15 protein-coding genes and 1 tRNA gene are annotated in these 19,782 nt (G+C 70.2%); 10 read left to right on the forward strand and 6 right to left on the reverse strand.

All coding sequences use genetic code 11. The annotated features are described in order from the left end of the window. The 6 genes from ACFRFC_RS06665 to ACFRFC_RS06690 form a co-directional block, all read left to right on the forward strand. The coding region (locus ACFRFC_RS06665) for a TIM barrel protein (RefSeq protein WP_383112593.1) at positions 1-1,043 on the forward strand (1,043 nt) is incomplete at its 5' end. Next, positions 1,040-1,717, forward strand: coding sequence for an EboA domain-containing protein (locus tag ACFRFC_RS06670; RefSeq protein WP_382686888.1), 678 nt, complete (start codon positions 1,040-1,042; stop codon positions 1,715-1,717). The genes ACFRFC_RS06665 and ACFRFC_RS06670, both read left to right, overlap by 4 nt. Then, positions 1,717-2,565 (forward strand): TatD family hydrolase, encoded by an 849-nt coding sequence (locus ACFRFC_RS06675; protein WP_382686886.1) that lies wholly within the window; start codon positions 1,717-1,719, stop codon positions 2,563-2,565. The genes ACFRFC_RS06670 and ACFRFC_RS06675 overlap by 1 nt, the downstream gene beginning before the upstream one ends. A 3-nt stretch (positions 2,566-2,568) precedes the next feature. Further along, positions 2,569-3,738 carry a metabolite traffic protein EboE gene (gene eboE, locus ACFRFC_RS06680; RefSeq protein WP_382686883.1) on the forward strand — a complete coding sequence of 390 codons (1,170 nt, stop codon included), beginning with the start codon at positions 2,569-2,571 and terminating at the stop codon, positions 3,736-3,738. Beyond that, the gene (locus tag ACFRFC_RS06685; RefSeq protein WP_382686880.1) at positions 3,735-5,189 is read left to right on the forward strand and encodes an alkaline phosphatase family protein; all 1,455 of its coding nucleotides are present in this window, start codon (positions 3,735-3,737) and stop codon (positions 5,187-5,189) included. Before eboE ends, ACFRFC_RS06685 begins: the two co-directional genes overlap by 4 nt. Positions 5,190-5,341: 152 nt before the next feature. Further along, entirely contained in the window at positions 5,342-6,391 is a 1,050-nt protein-coding gene (locus ACFRFC_RS06690; RefSeq protein WP_382686877.1) for a sugar phosphate isomerase/epimerase family protein, read from the forward strand. A gap of 137 nt (positions 6,392-6,528) precedes the next feature. Here the strand turns inward: ACFRFC_RS06690 and ACFRFC_RS06695 are convergent, their stop codons facing one another. From ACFRFC_RS06695 to ACFRFC_RS06715, 5 genes are all read right to left on the reverse strand, one after another. Next, positions 6,529-7,950: an OFA family MFS transporter gene (locus ACFRFC_RS06695; protein WP_382686874.1), complete on the reverse strand. Its 1,422-nt coding sequence runs from the start codon at positions 7,948-7,950 to the stop codon at positions 6,529-6,531. A 1-nt stretch (position 7,951) separates the two neighbouring features. Continuing rightward, positions 7,952-9,337: an OFA family MFS transporter gene (locus tag ACFRFC_RS06700; RefSeq protein ID WP_382686871.1), complete on the reverse strand. Its 1,386-nt coding sequence runs from the start codon at positions 9,335-9,337 to the stop codon at positions 7,952-7,954. Between the two features lie 129 nt (positions 9,338-9,466). Beyond that, complete coding sequence (locus ACFRFC_RS06705) at positions 9,467-11,611, reverse strand: acetate--CoA ligase family protein (protein ID WP_382687022.1); 2,145 nt, start codon at positions 11,609-11,611, stop codon at positions 9,467-9,469. Between the two features lie 4 nt (positions 11,612-11,615). Then, the gene (gene frc / locus ACFRFC_RS06710) at positions 11,616-12,848 is read right to left on the reverse strand and encodes a formyl-CoA transferase (RefSeq protein WP_382686868.1); all 1,233 of its coding nucleotides are present in this window, start codon (positions 12,846-12,848) and stop codon (positions 11,616-11,618) included. Positions 12,849-12,857: 9 nt separating this feature from the next. Then, entirely contained in the window at positions 12,858-14,552 is a 1,695-nt protein-coding gene (locus ACFRFC_RS06715; protein WP_382686865.1) for a thiamine pyrophosphate-binding protein, read from the reverse strand. 143 nt (positions 14,553-14,695) lie between these two features. Here ACFRFC_RS06715 and sucC point away from each other — a divergent pair, with 143 nt between their 5' ends. From sucC to ACFRFC_RS06735, 4 genes are all read left to right on the forward strand, one after another. Beyond that, positions 14,696-15,826 (forward strand): ADP-forming succinate--CoA ligase subunit beta, encoded by a 1,131-nt coding sequence (gene sucC, locus ACFRFC_RS06720; RefSeq protein WP_382686863.1) that lies wholly within the window; start codon positions 14,696-14,698, stop codon positions 15,824-15,826. Between the two features lie 11 nt (positions 15,827-15,837). Next, positions 15,838-16,725 carry a succinate--CoA ligase subunit alpha gene (gene sucD, locus ACFRFC_RS06725; RefSeq protein WP_382686860.1) on the forward strand — a complete coding sequence of 296 codons (888 nt, stop codon included), beginning with the start codon at positions 15,838-15,840 and terminating at the stop codon, positions 16,723-16,725. 338 nt (positions 16,726-17,063) lie between these two features. After that, positions 17,064-18,611: an aldehyde dehydrogenase family protein gene (locus ACFRFC_RS06730; protein ID WP_382686857.1), complete on the forward strand. Its 1,548-nt coding sequence runs from the start codon at positions 17,064-17,066 to the stop codon at positions 18,609-18,611. A 169-nt stretch (positions 18,612-18,780) separates the two neighbouring features. Next, positions 18,781-18,868, forward strand: a tRNA-Leu gene (locus ACFRFC_RS06735). A gap of 49 nt (positions 18,869-18,917) precedes the next feature. Here the strand turns inward: ACFRFC_RS06735 and ACFRFC_RS06740 are convergent. Continuing rightward, complete coding sequence (locus tag ACFRFC_RS06740) at positions 18,918-19,772, reverse strand: STM4011 family radical SAM protein (protein WP_382686854.1); 855 nt, start codon at positions 19,770-19,772, stop codon at positions 18,918-18,920. Positions 19,773-19,782 lie beyond the last annotated feature (10 nt).

Below are 19,782 nucleotides of genomic sequence, written 5' to 3' on the forward strand. Positions count from 1 at the left end.
GCCCGGAGTCGCAAGCCTCCCCCTCGCGCGGCGCGCAGTCCCCGGAGCCCGAGCCTCACCGCCCCCGGTCGCCGCGCACGCAGCCACCCCGCCCGGAGTCGCACGCCTCCCCCTCGCGCGGCACACGACCACCCGGTCCCAAGCCGCACGCCCCCGCCTCGCAGGCCACCCCCACCCCACCCCACCCCCTCCGTTTCGGCTACGGCACCAACGGGCTCGCCGACCTCCGGCTGGACGACGCCCTGCACCTGCTCGCCGATCTCGGCTACGACGGCGTCGGACTGACGCTCGACCACATGCATCTCGACCCGTTCGCCCCGGACATCGCCACCCGCACCGGCCGGACGGCGAGGCTGCTGGACGAGCTGGGGCTGGAGGTCACCGTCGAAACCGGCGCCCGCTATGTGCTCGACCCGCGCCGCAAGCACGGCCCCACGCTGCTCGACCCGGACCCCGAGGACCGCGCCCGCCGGGTGGACCTGCTGCTGCGGGCGGTACGGATCGCCGCCGACCTCGGCGCCCACGCCGTGCACTGCTTCAGCGGCGTCCCCCCGGCCGGCACCGACCCCGACACCGCCTGGAAACGTCTCGCCGACTCCCTCACCCCCGTCCTGGACGCCGCCGCCACCGCCGGCATCCCCCTCGCCGTCGAACCCGAACCCGGCCATCTCCTCGCCACCCTCGCCGACTTCCACCGGCTGCGCCGCGACCTCGGCGACCCCGAGCACCTCGGCCTCACCCTGGACATCGGCCACTGCCAGTGCCTGGAGCCGCTCCCGCCCACCGACTGCGTCCGCGCCGCCGCGCCCTGGCTGCGGCACGTCCAGATCGAGGACATGTGCCGCGGTGTGCACGAACACCTCCCGCTGGGCGAGGGCGAGATCGACTTCCCCGAGGTCCTCGCCGCCCTCGCCGCCACCGGCTACCGGGGACTGACCGTCGTCGAACTGCCCCGCCACTCCCACGCGGGCCCGCACTTCGCCGAACTCTCCCTCCCCTTCCTGCGCCAAGCCGCGCCGTCCCCACAAGGGAGCCCCAGATGAATCACCGCAGCAGCGTGGACCTGAAGCCCACCGGCCTCCCCCTGGGCGAACTGCGCACCCGCCTCACCGCCTCGCTCACCCCGGACGCCGGCTCCTGGCTGGAACGCGCCCTGCAAGAGGCCGCCGACCACCCCGGCTCGCACGGCCCGATCTCCGCATGGGAGCTGAGACTCGCCGAGGCCGGCCGCCGCTGCGGCCCCGACCACGCCGACGCCGCCCGCGTGCTGATCCTGCACGCCGCCCGCGCCGACGCCACCGCCCTCGACCGGGTCTACTCCCAGGGCACCGGCGCCGAACGCCGCGCCGTGCTGCACGCCCTCACCCACCTCGTGCCCGGCCCGGAGGCCCTGCCACTGATCGAGGACGCGCTGCGCGCCAATGACACCACCCTCGTCGCCGCCGCCCTCGGCCCCTACGGCGCCCGCCATCTCACCCCCCACGCCTGGCGCCACGCCGTCCTGAAGTGCCTGTTCACCGGCGTGTCCGTCACCGAGGTGGCGGACCTCGCCCGCCGGGCCGGCGGCGACAGCGAACTCGCCCGGATGCTCGCCGACTACGCCGCCGAGCGCACCGCCGCAGGCCGTGACGTCCCCGAGGACCTGTACCGCGTCCTGGCCCTGACCGAGACCGCACCCCCGGCGAGCCCGGCCGGCCCCCACGGCAAGGAGTCCTGATGCGCATCTTCGACCCCCACATCCACATGACCTCCAGGACCACGAACGACTACGAGGCCATGTACGCGGCCGGCGTCCGCGCCGTCGTCGAACCCGCCTTCTGGCTCGGCCAGCCCCGCACCTCGCCCACCTCCTTCCTCGACTACTTCGACGCCCTGCTCGGCTGGGAACCCTTCCGCGCCGCCCAGTACGGCATCGCCCACCACTGCACGATCGCCCTCAACCCCAAGGAGGCCAACGACCCCCGCTGCGTCCCCGTCCTCGACGAACTGCCCCGCTATCTCGTCAAGGACCAGGTCGTCGCCGTCGGCGAGATCGGCTACGACTCCATGACCCCGGCCGAGGACACCGCGTTCGCCGCCCAGCTCCAGCTCGCCGCCGACCACGAACTGCCCGCCATGGTGCACACCCCGCACCGCGACAAGCTCGCCGGGCTGCGCCGCACCATCGACGTGGTCCGCGAATCCGCGCTGCCCCTGGACCGCGTCCTGATCGACCACCTCAACGAAACCACCGTCAAGGAGGCCAAGGACAGCGGCTGCTGGCTCGGCTTCTCCGTCTATCCCGACACCAAGATGGACGAACAGCGCACGGTCGCCCTGCTCCGCGCCTACGGACCCGAGCAGGTGCTGATCAACTCCGCCGCCGACTGGGGCCGCAGCGACCCCCTGAAGACCCGCAAGGTCGCCGACCTGATGCTGGCCGAGGGCTTCTCCGACGACGACGTCGACCGGGTGCTGTGGCGCAACCCCGTCGCCTTCTACGGGCTCAGCGGGCGGCTGAACCTCGATGTCGCCATCACCGACCCCACCCATGAGGGCAACTCCATCCTGCGCGGCGGGGAGTGAGCGATGCGCTTCCGCCACCCCGACGGCTCCACCGTCCACCTCGCCTACTGCACCAACGTCCACCCCGCCGAGACCTTCGACGGCGTCCTCGCCCAGCTCCGCGACCACTGCGAACCCGTCCGCCGCCGCCTCGGCCGCGACCGCCTCGGCATCGGCCTGTGGCTCGCCAAGGACGCCACCGCCACCCTGGTCGCCGACCCGTCGGCCCTGCGCACCCTGCGCACCGAACTCGACCAGCGCGGCCTTGAGGTCGTCACCCTCAACGGCTTCCCCTACGAGGGCTTCGGCGCCGACGAGGTCAAGTACCGCGTCTACAAGCCCGACTGGGCCGACCCCGAGCGCCTGGAGCACACCACCGCCCTGGCCCGGCTCCTCGCCGGACTGCTGCCCGACGACGTCACCGAGGGCACCATCTCCACCCTGCCCCTCGCCTGGCGCACCGCCGCAGGACCCGAACGCCTCGACGCCTCCCTGGCCGCCCTGCGCACCCTCGCCGAACGCCTCGACGCGCTCGAAGAACTCACCGGCCGCTCCCTGCGCATCGGCCTGGAACCGGAACCCGGCTGTGTCGTGGAGACCACCGCCGACGCCCTCGCCCCGCTCACCGGGATCGGCCACCCCCGCATCGGCATCTGCGTCGACACCTGCCATCTCGCCACCTCCTTCGAAGATCCGCACACCGCCCTGGACGCCCTCACCGCACACGGCGTCCCCGTCGTCAAAACCCAGCTCTCGGCCGCCCTGCACGCCGAACAACCCCACCTCCCCGAGGTCCGCGAGGCCCTCGCCGCCTTCGACGAACCCCGCTTCCTGCACCAGACCCGCACCGCCACCGCCGCCGGCCTGCGCGGCACCGACGACCTCGGCGAAGCCCTCGCCGGCGACCACCTCCCCGACGCCTCCCCCTGGCGCTCCCACTTCCATGTCCCCCTGCACGCCGCCCCCGCGGCGCCCCTCACCTCCACGCTCCCCGTCCTGCGCACCACCCTGACCCGGCTGGTCGGCGGCCCCGTCCCGCTCACCCGCCACCTGGAGGTCGAGACCTACACCTGGCAGGCCCTCCCGCCCGAGCTGCGGCCCCGCGCCCGCAACCAGCTCGCCGACGGCATCGCCGCCGAACTCACCCTCGCCCGCGACCTGCTGACCGACCTCGGCCTCAAGGAGCTGCCGTGACCCCGCCATCCCCGGCACCCCCGGCACCCACCGAGGACACCACCCCGACCCCGCTCCTGGTCCTGGACGTCGTCGGCCTCACCCCCCGTCTGCTCGACCACATGCCCCACCTCCAAGCCCTCGGCCGATCCGGCTCCCGCGCCCCGCTCGGCACCGTCCTGCCCGCCGTCACCTGCGCCGCCCAGTCGACCTTCCTCACCGGCACCATGCCCTGCGAACACGGCATCGTCGGCAACGGCTGGTACTTCCGCGAACTCGGCGACGTCCTGCTGTGGCGCCAGCACAACGGCCTGGTCAGCGGCGACAAGCTCTGGGACGCCGCCCGCCGCGCCCACCCCGGCTACACGGTCGCCAATATCTGCTGGTGGTACGCCATGGGCGCGGACACCGACATCACCGTCACCCCCCGTCCCGTCTACTACGCCGACGGCCGCAAAGAACCCGACTGCTACACCCGCCCGCCCGCTCTGCACGACGAACTCACCGAGAAACTCGGCACCTTCCCCCTCTTCCATTTCTGGGGCCCCGGCGCCGATCTGGTCTCCAGCCAGTGGATCATCGACGCCACCCGCCACATCATGCGTACCCGTCACCCTGATCTGACGCTGTGTTACCTCCCGCATCTCGACTACGACCTCCAGCGCTACGGCCCCGACGACCCGCGCTCCCTGAAGGCCGCCACCGACCTGGACGCGGCCCTGGCCCCGCTGCTGGACGACGCCCGCGCCGAGGGCCGGACCGTCGTCGCCCTCTCCGAGTACGGCATCACCCCGGTCAGCCGGCCCGTCGACATCAACCGCGCGCTGCGCCGGGCCGGACTGCTGGAGGTGCACACCCAGGACGGCATGGAGTACCTCGACCCGATGGCCTCCCGCGCCTTCGCGGTCGCCGACCACCAGATCGCCCATGTCTACGTCCGCCGCCCCGAGGACCTCGAAGCCACCCGCGCCGCGCTCGCCGATCTGCCCGGCATCGAGCAACTCCTCGATGACGAGGGCAAGAAGACCCATGGGCTGGACCATCCGCGCGCCGGTGAACTCGTCGCCGTGGCGGAGCCGGACGCCTGGTTCACGTACTACTACTGGCTCGACGACGACCGCGCGCCCGACTTCGCGCAGCTCGTCGAGATCCACCGCAAACCCGGCTACGACCCGGTCGAGCTGTTCATGGATCCCCTCGACCCCTATGTCAAGGTCAAGGCGGCGACCGCGCTGGCCCGCAAGAAGCTGGGCATGCGCTACCGCATGGCGGTCGTGCCGCTGGATCCCTCACCTATTCGCGGCAGCCACGGCCGCCTTCCCTTGAGCGACGACGACGGTCCGCTCATCATCTGCTCCACCCCCCGCGCTGTCGGAGACCGCGTAGCGGCCACCGATGTCAAGTCACTCCTGCTCCATCTCGCCGGCCTCGGCCGGCCCGTCGGACCCGGCGATCCGACCATCCCTCAGTGAAGTCTCCACTGTTCATCACCGAACCACCTGGTCACCGGCCATCCGGTCATCACCGGCCACTCGGTTGTCACTGACCGGGTGGCCATCGGTGAAGCACTGACATCAGTGAAGCACTCACCACTGACAACGCCCTGCGATCACAAGGAGTTCCCATGAGCCGCACGCCTCGCACCAGCAAGGCGAACGACCCCGAACTGTCCCACCGCCTCAGCAGACGAGGCATGCTCGGCGTCGCCGCGGGCGCCACCGCCGCCGCCCTGGTGGGTGCCGCCGCCCCCGCGCAGGCCGCCACCGACGCCGCCGACCGGCGCGGCGGCCGGGGCCGCCCCGTCCTGCCCCCCGGCCGGCTCGGCATCCAGCTCTACAGCCTCCGCGACAAGATCTCCACGCTCGGCTTCGCGCCCGTCTTCGCCGAGCTGGAGGAGTACGGCTACGACGAGATCGAGCTGGCCGGCTACGGCCAGGGCTCGGCGGGCCCGATCACCCTCGCCCAGCTCAAGCGACTCGCCCGCGACCACGGCCTGAACCCGATCGGCAGCCACGTCGGCTACTACTCCAGCGACCCCAACGCCTACACCTTCGCGCAGAACCTCACCAAGGTCCTCGACGACGCCCAGGCCCTCGGCCTCAAGCACATAGGCACCGCCTCCGGGCCGTTCCGCTACGGCAACACCGTCGACGCCTGGAAGCGCGCCGCCGAGGAGTTCAACACCTACGGCGCCGCGGCCCGCAAGCGGGGCATGAAGTTCTACCAGCACAACCACTCCGAGGAATTCTCCTTCGCCAGTGACAACCCCAAGGTCCGCCTCTACGACGTCCTGCTCGCCGAGACCGACCCCGACCTCGTCTACCTGGAGATGGACATCTACTGGGCGTTCGTCGGCCAGCACCGCTTCTCCAAGCGGCCCGACGGCACCGCGGCCCCCTTCGACCCGGTGCGCTACGTCCTCAAGCAGCCCGACCGCTACCCGCTGTTCCACGTCAAGGACGGCGAGTACGACCCGGCGACCGCCTACGGCTACCGGATGACCGATGTCGGAGACGGCGACATCGACTACCAGAAGTTCATCTCCGCGGTCACCCGGCTGCGCGGCCAGCGCCTCTACCACCACTGGCAGGCCGAGCACGACAACCCGGGCGACTCCCTGCGCTTCGCCCGCCGCTCCAGCGAGCACCTGCACTCGCTGCGCGAGAAGAGCTGACCGCCCCCGGTCAGGCACCGCGGCTGACGGCTGCGCCGGACGGACGGCGGCCTCCGGCACCGTAGCCCACGCGCGCGAGGAGGCCCTCCCCAGTGGCTGGGGAGGGCCTCCTTCATGGACCGGCGGGGATGGTCGGCTCAGCCCGCCGGCTGGGGATGTGGCCGGGTCGGCGCGGCCCGGCCACCGGACACGCCCGCCCCCGGCTGCCGCAGCAGCAGCGCGATGGCCGCGGCGACCATCGAGAGACCGCCGGCCAGCGCGTAGGCGCCGTAGTAGCCCCACGCGGCCACGGCCATGGAACCGAGGCCGCCGCCGAACAGGCCGCTGATCAGTTTGCCGCTGTAGACCAGGCCGTAGTTGGTCGCGTTGTAGTTCTCGCCGAAGTAGTCCGGGGTCAGCGCCGCGAAGAGCGGATAGAACGCGCCGCCGCCGAAGCCGGACAGGAAGGCGAAGACCAGGAACAGCCACTCGCTCTTGAGATGCCCGGCCCAGATCACGCCGAACTGGGCCAGGCCCAGCACGACGACCACGAAGACCAGGGTGGACTTGCGGCCCCACCGGTCGGACAGCCAGCCCACCACGCCCCGGCCGACACCGTTGATGACCGCCATGACACCCATCGACGAGGCCGCCACCAAGGGGCCGAAGCCGACCTCCTTGGCGAAGCTGACCTGGAAGGAGATCCCGAAGATCGACACTCCTGCCGTCAGCACGATCGAGATCCACATCAGGGGCAGCATCCCGGTGCGGATCGCCTCCATGGGCCTGTACTGGCGCGTCGCCGGGGGGTTCTTGGCGAGCGCGACCGCGTTCTTCGTATCGCCCGCCTGGGTGAGCGGGTCGATGTCCGCGGGCCACCAGTTCTTCGGCGGGTCCTTGAAGAAGAACGCGCATCCCACGACCACGATCATGATGTACAGGCCGATCAGGTCCAGGACGCGGTGGTAGTTCGCGGTGTCGAATCCGTAGTTGAAGATGAAGATGAACGGCAGTGATCCGTACGCGAATCCACCGTTGACGAAGCCGGTGCGGGCGCCGCGTCGTTCGGGGAACCATTTGCCGACCATGTTGATGCAGGTCGCGTAGATCAGGCCGGCTCCGATCCCGCCGACGACGCCGAAGCCGAGGATCGCCAGGAGGACATTGCTCAGGTGGGACAGGGCGAGGAAGCCGAGCAGACACATGCCGGAACCGATGTACATGGCCCGGCGGGCCGTCAGGATCCCCTTCTCCCGCAGCCAGCCCGCGGGGAAGGCGATGCCGGCCTGGAAGAACACCCAGACACTGAGGATCCAGAAGGTGTCGCTCTGACTCCAGCCGTGGGCGTGGGACAGGGTGTCCTCGGCCGAGCCGTAGGCGTACTCGAAGACACTGATGGCCATCATGGCGAGCCACGGCAGGTACACCATGATCTTGCGGGAGTGGCCGAGGATGTCGCGGTCGGTCTCCCCGATGCGGAAGACACGCCCGCGCGCGTCGGTCACCTCGCGGTAGGGACGGTGTGCGGCGTCGGACTGTGCTGACGTGCTGTTCTTTGGTGCGTACGGATCTGCCGTCATGTCACGCGGTTTCCTCGCCGAGCGGTTGTGGGTTGGGAGTGATGCGCTTGTCGTTGTCGCGTCCCGGTGGCTTGAGGAACAGGGCCATGCAGCCGGCGAACAGCGAGATGGAGCCCGCCAGGATGAAGGCACCGGAGTGGCCCCAGGCGGCGACGACCACGGCGCCCATGCCCGCGCCGAGACCGGAGACCAGCTTGGCGCTGTAGACCATGCCGTAGTTGGACGCGTTGTTGTTCTCACCGAAGTAGTCCGCGGTGAGCGCGGCGAACATCGGGAAGATGGCGCCGCCGCCGAAGCCGGAGATGGAGGAGAAGAGCAGGAACAGCGGAAGGTTCTTCAGCTCGGCCGACCAGAGGATCCCGTACTGCGAGAGCCCCAGGATGACGCAGACGACCAGCAGGCAGCGCTTGCGGCCGTACAGGTCGGACAGCCAGCCGATGACACCGCGGCCGGTGCCGTTGACGATCGCCTTCAGGGACATCGCCGTGGCCACGATGCCGCCCGCGAACCCGGCTTCCTCCCCGATGTCCACCTGGAAGGCGATACCGAAGATGTTCACGCCGGACGTGCAGGCCAGACACACCCACATCAGGGCCACCCGGCCCGTCTTCCACGCCTCCTTGGGGGAGTACTGGTGGACCGCCGGCGGGTTCATCCGCATCGAGCGGGCCGCACGCGGGTCCTTCGGCGGGTTCAGCGGGTCGATCTCGGCCGGCCACCAGTTCTTCGGCGGGTCCCGGAAGAAGTAACCGGCGAAGGCGACGACACCGGCGAGGAAGACACCGACCGCGACCAGTACCCAGCGGAAGTTGGTGATATCCATGTAGCCGGTGAACAGGAACACGAAGGGCACCGAACCGTAGGCGAAACCGCCGTTGACGAAGCCGGTCTTGCCGCCCTTGCGCTCCGGATACCACTTGCCGACCATGTTGACGCAGGTGGCGTACACCATGCCCGCGCCCATACCGCTGAACATGCCGAAGCCGATATAGGCGACGATCACATGTGGCGCGAAGGCCAGAGACAGATAACCCAGCCCGGTGCCGAGCGCGCCGAGCATCATCGCCCAGCGGGCCGGCAGTTTTCCGCTCTCACGCAGCTTCCCCGCGGGGAACGCCACCGCTGCCTGGAAGAAGATCCAGACAGTCATCATCCAGAAGATGTGCAGACTGTTCCAGCTGTGCGCGATGTGCAGCGTGTCCTCGGCGGACGCGAACGCGTACTCGGCGGAGGAGATGCCCATCATGCCGATCCACGGCAGGATCACCATCCACTTGCGCTTGCGGCCCATGACGTCGATGTCGGATTCGCCGACGCGGTAAACGCGTCCGTTCTTGTCGGTCACCTCACGGAACGAGGCGACCCCTGGAACGTCGGTGGTAGTCACAATTACTCGCACCCCTTGCCTCGAAAGTTCTGGCCAGCGCCCCCTGTCCATGCCTTTCGTGCTTTCGTGCGCGCGCGGGTCCCGGGGCCGGCCGACGGCGCACCGCCGGCCGGCCCCCGCGCCCTCAGCTCATGAACCGCCCCCCAACAGGCCCGCCGCACGCGCCCAGCGGTACTTGGCGCCCAGTACGGCCACCGGCCGCTCGGTCGTGTACGGATACGCCACGACACCGTGCTCGAAGAGGTACTGGCACGCCTCCTCGACCTCGACATCGCCGGCCAGCGACGCCACTACGGGCTTCTCTATGCCGCGCTCCCGGAACTCGGCCACCACGCGCGCGGTCAGCTCCGCGAAGACCATGGGAGGCGTGACGATGGTGTGCCAGTAGCCGAGGACCAGCGCATGGATGCGCGGATCCTCCAGACCGAGCCGGATCGTCGCCTCGTACGTCGACGGCGGCTCGCCCCCGGTGATGTCCACCGGGTTGCCCGCGGCCCCGAAGGGCGGGATGAACTCACGGAAGGCGGCGTCCAGGTCGTCCGGGATCTCCATCAGGGACAGACCGTTGTCGGTCACCGCGTCGGAGAGCAGCACACCGCTGCCGCCCGCCCCGGTGATGATCACGATGTTGTCGCCCTTGGGCGCCGGAAGCACCGGCAACGCGCGCGCGTACTCCAGCATGTCGTTCAGGCCCGGCGCCCTGATGACACCCGCCTGCCGGAGGATGTCGTCGTACACGGCGTCGTCGCCCGCGAGGGCGCCGGTGTGCGAGCCGGCCGCCTTGGCGCCCGCGGCGGTACGGCCCGCCTTGAGCACCACGACCGGCTTCTTGGGCACCGTCTCCCGCGCGGCCTGCACGAACGCCCGGCCGTCCTTGAGGTCCTCCAGGTGCATCGCGATGCACTCGGTGTGCGGGTCCTCACCGAACCAGGTCAGCAGGTCGTCCTCGTCCAGGTCCGACTTGTTGCCCAGGCCCACGATCGCCGACACGCCGGTCTTGGTGGTCCGCGCGAAGCCCAGGATGGCCATCCCGATGCCGCCCGACTGCGAGGTCAGCGCGACCCCGCCCTTGACGTCGTACGGCGTGCAGAACGTGGCGCACAGGTCCTGCCACGTCGAGTAATAGCCATAGATGTTCGGGCCCAGCAGCCGGACGCCGTGCCGCTCGGCGATGGCCACGATCTCGTCCTGGAGTTCATGCTCGCCGGTCTCGGCGAACCCGGAGGGGATCAGCACCGCGTTGGGGATCTTCTTGCGGCCCACCTCCTCCAGCGCCGCGGCCACGAACTTGGCCGGGATGGCGAACACGGCCACATCCACCTCACCGGGAACGTCCGTGACACTCTTGTACGCCTTGCGGCCGAGAATGTCATCGGACTTGGGGTTCACCGGGTGGATCTCGCCGGCGAAACCTCCGTCGACCAGGTTGCGCATGACCGAGTTGCCGATCTTGCCCTGTTCGTTCGACGCGCCGATGACCGCCACCGAGGACGGCTGCATGAGGCGGCGCATCGAGGTGAGGATCTCCTCGCGCGTGTACCGGCGGCGCTGTTTGGGCTGTGACTCGGCCAGGATGATGCGGATGTCCGCCGCGACCGCCCCGTCCGGGGTGGCGATCACCGGGTTGAGGTCCACCTCGGCGATCTCCGGGAAGTCCGAGACCAGCTCGGAGACCCGGCGGATCTGCTCGGCGATCGCCCACCGGTCCACCGCGGGCGCACCGCGCACCCCGCGCAGGATCTCCGCCGCGCGGATGGAGTCCAGCATCGACAGTGCCTCGTCGGCGTCCACCGGGGCGAGCCGGAAGGTGACGTCCTTGAGGACCTCCACCAGGACCCCGCCCAGGCCGAACGCCACGACCTTGCCGAACGTCGGGTCGGTCACCGCCCCGACGATCACCTCCTGCCCCTTGGGCAGCAGCTCCTGCACCTGCACGCCCTCGATCCGGGCGGCGGCGTCATAGGCACGCGCGTTGTCGATGATCTTGTGGAACGCGGCCCGCACATCGGCCGCGCCCTCCACACCGACGATCACCCCGCCGGCGTCGGTCTTGTGCAGGATGTCCGGCGAGACGATCTTCATGACGACCGGCGCGCCGAACCGCGCGGCGAACGCCACGGCCTCGTCGACATCCGTCGCCAGTTCCTCGCCCGGTACGGCGATCGCGTAGGCATCGGCGATCACCTTGCCCTCGGGTGCCGTCAGCGCGGTCCGCCCTTCGGCCCGCACCGCGTCGAGGAGCGTACGCACCCTCAGCACCCGGTCTTCCGCCATCACGTCAGATCACTCCGTTCGACTTGAGCAGGCGCAGTTCCTCGTCACCGAGGCCCAGTTCGCCGACGTAGACATCGGCGTTGTGCTCGCCCAGCAGCGGCGAACTGATCACGTCGACGGGGGAGTCGGACAGCTTCAGCGGGCTGCCTACGGTGATGTACTCGCCGCGCTCCGGGTGCGGGACGCGGACCACCATCTCGTTGGCGGCCAGCGAGGAGTCCTCGATGATCTCCCGGGTGGACAGGATCGGCCCGCACGGCACGTTGCGCGCGTTGAGCTTCTCCAGCACCTCCCACTTGGGGAGCGTCGAGGTCCACTCCTCGATCAGCTGGAACATCTTGCCGAGCTGGGGCAGCCGGGCCTCGGGTGTCGCCCACTCGGGGTCGTCGGCCAGCTCGGGCCGCCCGATCAGCTCGGTGATCGGCTGCCAGCCGACCGGCTGCACGATCACATACACCCAGTCGTTCGGTCCGCCCGGCGAGCACTTGACCGCCCAGCCGGGCTGGCCGCCGCCGGACGCGTTGCCCGAGCGGGGAACCTCGTCGCCGAAGTCCTCGTTGGGGTATTCACGGAGCGGACCGTGGGCCAGGCGCTGCTGATCGCGCAGCTTCACCCGGCAGAGGTTGAGCACAGCGTGCTGCATGGCCACGTTCACCCGCTGCCCGCGCCCGGTGTGCTCGCGCTGGTAGAGCGCCGCCAGGATGCCCGCCACGGCGTGCACACCGGTGCCCGAGTCCCCGATCTGGGCCCCCGTCGCCAGCGGCGGTCCGTCCTCGAAGCCGGTGGTCGACATCGACCCGCCCATGGCCTGCGCGACGACCTCGTACGCCTTGAAGTTGGTGTACGGGCCGTCGCCGAACCCTTTGATGGAGGCATAGACGATCCGCGGATTGATCTCCTGGATGCGGTCCCAGTTGAACCCCATGCGGTCGACCGCGCCCGGCCCGAAGTTCTCGACCATGACGTCGGAGCGCCGGATCAGCTCGGTGAGGATCTCCTTGCCGCGTTCGGTCTTGGTGTTCAGGGTGATGCTGCGCTTGTTGCTGTTGAGCATCGTGAAGTAGAGCGAGTCGACGTCGGGCAGATCACGCAGCTGCTTGCGCGTGATGTCGCCGGACGGCGCCTCCAGTTTGACGACGTCCGCGCCGAGCCAGGCGAGCAGCTGGGTCGCGGAGGGCCCGGACTGGACGTGGGTCATGTCCAGGACGCGGACGCCTTCGAGTGCCTTGGCGGTCACCGGATCACCTCACTTGTACATGGTCTGGTTCATGGTCCCGGGGGCGTACGCGTCCGGGTCGACCCAGACGTTGATGAGCGACGGCTTGCCCGACTCACGGGCGCGGCGCAGTGCCGGGCCGATGTCGGCGGGGTCGCGGACCTCCTCGCCGTAGCCGCCCAGCATCTGGGCGAACTTGTCGTAGTGGACGTCGCCGAGGGTGTTGCCGACCCGCTCGCGCTCAATGCCGTACTTGGCGGCCTGGCCGTAGCGGATCTGGTTCATTGAGGAGTTGTTGCCGACGATCCCGACGAAGGGGAGGTTGTAGCGGACGAGGGTCTCGAAGTCCCACCCGGTCAGGGAGAACGCGCCGTCGCCGAAGAGCGCGACGACCTCCTTGTCGGGCCGGGCCTTCTTGGCGGCGAGCACGAACGGGATGCCGACGCCGAGGGTGCCGAGCGGGCCGGGGTCCATCCAGTGGCCCGGCGACTTCGGCTGGACGACCTGCCCGGAGAAGGTGACGATGTCGCCGCCGTCGCCGATGTAGATCGAGTCCTCGGTGAGGAAGTCGTTGATCTCGCTGACCAGGCGGTAGGGGTGGATGGGGGAGGAGTCGGACTTGAGGCTCGGCAGCCGCTTCTCCAGTGCGGTCTGCTCGGCGGCGCGCAGTTCGTCCAGCCATTCCTTGCGCTTGGAGGCGCCGCCGTTGACCCGCCCGGTGGCGGCCTCGGTGACGGACTTCAGCACCAGGCCGGCGTCGCCGACGATGCCGAGGTCGATGTCGCGGTTCTTGCCGACGGTGCGGTAGTCGAGGTCGATCTGCACCACGGTGGCGTTCGCGGAGAGCCGCTTGCCGTAGCCCATGCGGAAGTCGAAGGGCGTGCCGACGATCACGATGACATCGGCGTTGGAGAAGGCGTAGCGGCGCGAGAGCTGGAAGTGGTGCGGGTCGCCGGGCGGCAGGGTGCCGCGGCCGGCGCCGTTCATGTAGGCGGGGATGTTCAGGCTGCGGACCAGTTCGATGGCCGATTCGGTGCCCCGGGTGGTCCACACCTGGCTGCCGAGCAGGATGGCCGGCTTCTCGGCGTGTACGAGCAGGTCGGCCAGCTTCTCGATGGCCTCGGGGTCTCCGGCCGAGCGGGTCGAGGCCCGGTAGGCGCCGGTCTGCGGCACCCGTGCCTTGGACACCGGCACCTTGGCGTCGAGCACGTCGCGCGGGATCTCCAGGAAGGAGGGCCCGGGTGCGCCGTGGTAGCACTCCCGAAATGCCATGGACACCATGTCCGCCGCGCGGGCCGTGTCGGGCACGGTCGCCGCGAACTTGGTGATCGGGTTCATCATGTCGACGTGCGGCAGGTCCTGGAGGGACCCCATCTTGTGCTGGGTGAGTGCGCCCTGGCCGCCGATCAGCAGCATCGGTGACTCGGCGCGGAAGGCGTTGGCGACTCCGGTGACGGCGTCGGTGGTGCCCGGTCCCGCGGTGACCACCGCACAGCCGGGCTTGCCGGTGATCCGGGCATAGCCGTCCGCGGCGTGCGCGGCGACCTGCTCGTGGCGGACGTCGACGACTTCGATGCCTTCGTCGACGCAGCCGTCGTAGATGTCGATGATGTGCCCGCCGCACAGGGTGTAGATGACCTCCACACCCTCCGCCTTGAGGGCCTTGGCGACGAGGTGCCCACCCGAGATGAGCTGCTCGTTCTGGTCGCGGCTGTCGTCAGGCATGGCGAAGTCCTGTCCCTTCGTAGGGGGTTGGAGCGGTCTCGCGGTACATTGCATACAGTCGACGAATACTGTATGAAGCTTGTTATCCCGCATCCGGTGGGTGGTGTCCAGGGGGCGTGCGACACTTTCAGTCAGGAGCCGAGATGGACCTGTACGAACACCAGGCAAGGGAACTCTTCGAGGAGCACGGCATCTTGGTGCCGCGGGCCGAGGTCACCGACTCGGTCAAGGAAGCCCGTGAGATCGCCCGCCGTCTAGGCGGCCGGGTTGTGGTGAAGGCCCAGGTCAAGACGGGTGGCCGCGGTAAGGCGGGCGGGGTCAAGCTGGCCGCCGACCCGGCCGCCGCGGAGCTGACCGCCCGGCAGATCCTCGGCATGGACATCAAGGGCCACACCGTCGGCAAGGTGATGCTGGCCCAGCCCGTGGACATCGAGAAGGAGTACTACGTTTCCTACGTCCTCGACCGCGCGGCGGGCCGCTTCCTCGCCATCGCCTCCGCCGAGGGAGGCATGGACATCGAGGAGGTCGCCGCAACTCGGCCGGAAGCGGTGGCCCGCATTCCGATCGACCCGGCCACCGGAGTCACCTCCGCCAAGGCCGGCGAGATCGCCGAGGCCGCCAAACTGCCGCCGCAGACCGTCGACGTACTCGTACGGCTGTGGGAGGTGCTGATCCGCGAGGACGCGCTGCTCGTCGAGGTGAACCCGCTGGTCCGCACCGCACAGGGGCAGATCCTCGCCCTCGACGGCAAGGTCACCCTCGACGACAACGCGGGCTTCCGGCAGGCCCGCTGGGGCGCCGAGTCCGCCGAGCACGACGACCCGCTGGAGGCGGTGGCCGCCGAGCGCGGGCTGAACTACGTCAAGCTCGACGGCGAGGTCGGCATCATCGGCAACGGCGCCGGACTGGTCATGTCCACCCTCGACGTGGTCGCGGGCTGCGGCGCCCGGCCCGCCAACTTCCTCGACATCGGCGGTGGCGCCTCCGCGCAGATCATGGCGGACGGGCTGTCCGTCATCCTCTCCGACCCCGACGTCAAGTCCGTCTTCGTCAACGTCTTCGGCGGCATCACCGCCTGCGACGCCGTCGCCGACGGCATCGTGCAGGCACTGGACACCATCAAGCTCACCAAACCCCTCGTCGTCCGCCTCGACGGCAACAACGCCGCACGGGGCCGCGCCATCCTCGACGAGCACGCGCACCCGTTGGTGCGCCAGTCGGCCACCATGGACGACGCCGCCCGCACCGCCGCCGAACTCGCCCACGCATCCTGAGGAGCCGGGACATGGCCATCTACCTGACCAAGGAGAGCAAGGTCCTCGTCCAGGGCATGACCGGCGGCGAGGGCATGAAGCACACCCGGCGGATGCTCGCCGCGGGCACCAATGTCGTCGGCGGCGTCAACCCGCGCAAGGCCGGCCGCAGCATCGACTTCGACGACCGCGCGGTGCCCGTCTTCGGCACGGTCCACGAGGGCATCGAGGCCACCGGCGCCGACGTCACCGTCGTCTTCGTGCCGCCCGCCTTCGCCAAGGCCGCCGTCACCGAGGCCGCCGACGCCGGCATCGGCCTCGCCGTCGTCATCACCGAGGGCATCCCCGTCCATGACTCGGTCGCCTTCACCGCGTACGCCAAGCACCGCGGCACCCGGATCATCGGCCCCAACTGCCCCGGCCTGATCACCCCCGGCCAGGCCAACGCCGGCATCATCCCCGCCGACATCACCAAGCCGGGCCGCATCGGCCTGGTCTCCAAGTCCGGCACCCTCACCTACCAGCTCATGTACGAACTGCGCGACATCGGCTTCTCCACCTGTGTCGGCATCGGCGGCGACCCCGTCATCGGCACCACCCACATCGACTGCCTCGCCGCCTTCCAGGACGACCCCGACACCGAACTGATCGTCCTCATCGGCGAGATCGGCGGCGACGCCGAGGAACGGGCCGCCGCCTTCATCCGCGAGCACGTCACCAAGCCCGTCGTCGGCTACATCGCCGGATTCACCGCGCCCGAGGGCAAGACGATGGGCCACGCCGGCGCCATCGTCTCCGGCTCCTCCGGCACCGCCAAGGCCAAGCAGGAAGCCCTGGAAGCGGTCGGCGTACGCGTCGGCAGCACCCCGACCGAGACCGCACGCCTGGTGGTGGCCGCGCTGGACGACCACACTGGATGAGAGCCGATGAGGGCCCCGCCGGCCCCACGCCCGGCCGGCGGCCCCCTGCGTGACCTGTGCGACCTCCGTGACCTCCGCGTGGTGACCGTGCGACCACCGCGCGGAGTCACCGCGGCGGAGTCACCGTACGGAACCGCCGTACGGAACCACCGCGGGGAACCGCCGTGCGGAAACCGCCGCGCGGAGTCACCGTACCCACCCGTACGGCACCGCCGTACGGCGTTCCGGGCACGGCGGTGCGCGCCGTGCCCGGCGACCAGCCACGACCAGCCATGAGTAACCATGACCACCAGCCACGCCCCTCCCGCCCCGACTGTGCACCGAGAGCGGAGCCCACGATGGCACCCACGAACACCCTCACCCTGAAATCCGGTACCTCCTGGTCGGACGCCTGGCAGCGGTGTCTGACCGTCGCCCCCGAGGCATTCCGGGACGACCGCGTGCTCAACCTCTGGAACGCCGGATGGCAGCCCGACGGCCGCACCCTGCCCGCCACCACCCCCGTCGACGGCAGCCCCATCGCCGGCCCGCCCCGCCTGGACGGCACCACCGCCCGGCAGGCCGTCCGCGCGGCGCTCGACCAGCACCGCGCCTGGCGCCACGTCCCGCTCGCCGAACGCCGCGCCCGCGTCGCCGCCACCCTCGACGCCCTCGCCGCCCACCGCGACCTGCTCGCCCTGCTGCTGGTCTGGGAGATCGGCAAGCCCTGGCGGCTCGCGACGGCGGACGTGGACCGGGCCATCGACGGAGTGCGCTGGTACGTCGACGGCATCGAGTCCATGGTGGAAGGCCGGACCCCGCTGGACGGACCGGTCTCCAACATCGCGAGCTGGAACTATCCGATGAGCGTGCTCGTTCACGCATTGCTGGTCCAATCACTGGCAGGCAATGCGGTCATCGCCAAAACCCCGACCGACGGCGGCGTCGCCTGTCTCACCCTGGCCGCCGCGCTCGCCGCCCGCGAGGGCATTCCCGTCACCCTCGTCAGCGGCAGCGGAGGCGAGCTGTCGGAGGCGCTGGTGCGGGCGCCCGAGATCGGCTGTGTCTCCTTCGTCGGCGGCCGGGACACCGGCGCCGCCGTCGCCACCGCCGTCGCCGACCTGGGCAAACGGCACATCCTCGAACAGGAGGGACTCAACACCTGGGGCATCTGGAACCACTCGGACTGGGACGCGCTCACCGCCGTCGTCCCCAAGCTCTTCGACTACGGCAAGCAGCGCTGCACGGCGTACCCGCGCTTCGTCGTCCAGCGTGAGCAGTTCGACGCCTTCCTCGCGGCCTACCTCCCGGCGGTCCGCACCCTCAAGGTCGGCCACCCGCTCGCCGTCGCCCACCCCGACGACCCCTACCCCGACCTGGACTTCGGGCCGCTGATCAACGCGGCCAAGGCCAAGGAGCTGACCGACCAGGTCGCCGAGGCCGTCGACCGGGGCGCCGTCCCGCTGCACCGCGGACAGTTGTCCGACGCCCGCCTCCTGCCCGGCCAGGACACCTCGGCCTACGTCCAGCCCGTCACCCTCCTGAATCCCCCGCCCTCCTCCCCCCTCCACCACGCCGAGCCCTTCGGCCCGGTCGACACCATCGTCCTGGTGGACACCGAGGCGGAGCTGCTGGCCGCCATGAACGCGTCCAACGGCGCCCTGGTCGCCACCCTGTCCACCGACGACCGCGCGACCTACGAGCGCCTCGCCCCGCAGATCCGCGCCTTCAAGGTCGGCCACGGCAAGCCCCGCTCCCGCGGCGACCGCGACGAACTCTTCGGCGGCTTCGGCGCGTCCTGGCGCGGCGCGTTCGTCGGCGGCGAACTCCTGGTGCACGCCGTGACCCACGGACCGGAGGGGGAACGGCAGCCGGGCAATTTCACGGAGTACCACCTGATGCCATAGCGCCAAGTAGCCGAACAATCACCCTCCGTTCAGCTTCCGCCACCCGGGCACCCCTGCCCCGCAGGGCTGTCCGGGCGACGGAAAACGCAGGTGAGAGCCGCTCCGAAACCTTGGTATGGTTGTCCGCGTCGCTGCGGGGAACACCCCCGCACCAAGCGGCGGACACCTTGTCCGGGTGGCGGAATGGCAGACGCGCTAGCTTGAGGTGCTAGTGCCCTTTAACGGGCGTGGGGGTTCAAGTCCCCCCTCGGACACCAGCACCAGGGCCCCGACCGTACGGTCGGGGCCCTCGTCGTATGTGCCGGGTTATCCAGCCCCCCACCTCGCCGGCATCCGTTCCAGAACCCCGCCCGCGAACACGTCGTACAGGGGCAGGGTTTCCAGGTGGACGTAGCCGATGTGGCAGTCGCAGGTGGTGAGGGGGCAGGGGCGGGTGCGCAGGGCGTCGCGGTAGGAGTTGTCGTAGAGGTTGCCCAGGGTGGAGGGGACGAAGTGGCAGCGGCGGACCGTGCCCTCGCCGTCGACCGAGATGACGGACTCGCCCGTGCGGCAGGGCAGGCCCGCGCTGGGGTGCGGGTGGCGGCTGTAGGGGAACAGGGGGTCCAGGGCGGTCCAGTCGGACGCCTCCGTGTCGGTGTAGGTGTGGCCCTCGGCGGCGTTGATCCACAGGTAGATGTGGGGTGGGAGGTCGGTGCGCAGGCGGCGGGCCTGGTCCAGGTGGTCGGGGAGGCCGACCACGCCCACGCTGTGACGGACCCCGAGGGCGGCCAGGTCATGGCATTTGGTGAGGAAGCGGTCGTAGGGAGTCTGGCCGGGGTGGAAGGTGCACCACAGGGCGAGGGTGTCGAGGTCGGCGTCGGCCAGCCAGTCCGTGCGGCAGCTGAGGTTGGTCTGGATCGCCACCCGGTTGATGTGGGGCAGTCTGCTCAGTTCGGTGAGGGTGCGGCGGTACCAGGAGCGGACCAGGCCCTCGCCCCACGGGGTGAACAGGAGTGAGAGGCGGTCTTCGTGCTGGGCCGACGCCCAGGTGGCGAACCGTTCCAGCGCCGTGCGGTCCGCGGTCAGCTGGGCGCGGCTGTCGCGGCGCTTGGCGAAAGGGCAGTACGGGCAGTCGTAGTCGCACGACGCCAGTGGGCCCCGGTAGAGGAGGGTCAGGTCCATGGCGGTCGCC

Origin of the sequence: Streptomyces sp. NPDC056734, assembly GCF_042790455.1 — a bacterium.
Classification (GTDB): domain Bacteria; phylum Actinomycetota; class Actinomycetes; order Streptomycetales; family Streptomycetaceae; genus Streptomyces.

Coding starts and splice junctions, on each gene's coding strand:
- eboE (WP_382686883.1), top strand. CDS start 2,569: ATGCGCTTCCGCCACCCCGACGGCTCCACCGTCCACCTCGCCTACTGC.
- ACFRFC_RS06675 (WP_382686886.1), top strand. CDS start 1,717: ATGCGCATCTTCGACCCCCACATCCACATGACCTCCAGGACCACGAAC.
- ACFRFC_RS06715 (WP_382686865.1), bottom strand. CDS start 14,552: ATGCCTGACGACAGCCGCGACCAGAACGAGCAGCTCATCTCGGGTGGG.
- ACFRFC_RS06690 (WP_382686877.1), top strand. CDS start 5,342: ATGAGCCGCACGCCTCGCACCAGCAAGGCGAACGACCCCGAACTGTCC.
- ACFRFC_RS06695 (WP_382686874.1), bottom strand. CDS start 7,950: ATGACGGCAGATCCGTACGCACCAAAGAACAGCACGTCAGCACAGTCC.
- ACFRFC_RS06730 (WP_382686857.1), top strand. CDS start 17,064: ATGGCACCCACGAACACCCTCACCCTGAAATCCGGTACCTCCTGGTCG.
- ACFRFC_RS06705 (WP_382687022.1), bottom strand. CDS start 11,611: ATGGCGGAAGACCGGGTGCTGAGGGTGCGTACGCTCCTCGACGCGGTG.
- sucD (WP_382686860.1), top strand. CDS start 15,838: ATGGCCATCTACCTGACCAAGGAGAGCAAGGTCCTCGTCCAGGGCATG.
- ACFRFC_RS06670 (WP_382686888.1), top strand. CDS start 1,040: ATGAATCACCGCAGCAGCGTGGACCTGAAGCCCACCGGCCTCCCCCTG.
- ACFRFC_RS06740 (WP_382686854.1), bottom strand. CDS start 19,772: ATGGACCTGACCCTCCTCTACCGGGGCCCACTGGCGTCGTGCGACTAC.
- sucC (WP_382686863.1), top strand. CDS start 14,696: ATGGACCTGTACGAACACCAGGCAAGGGAACTCTTCGAGGAGCACGGC.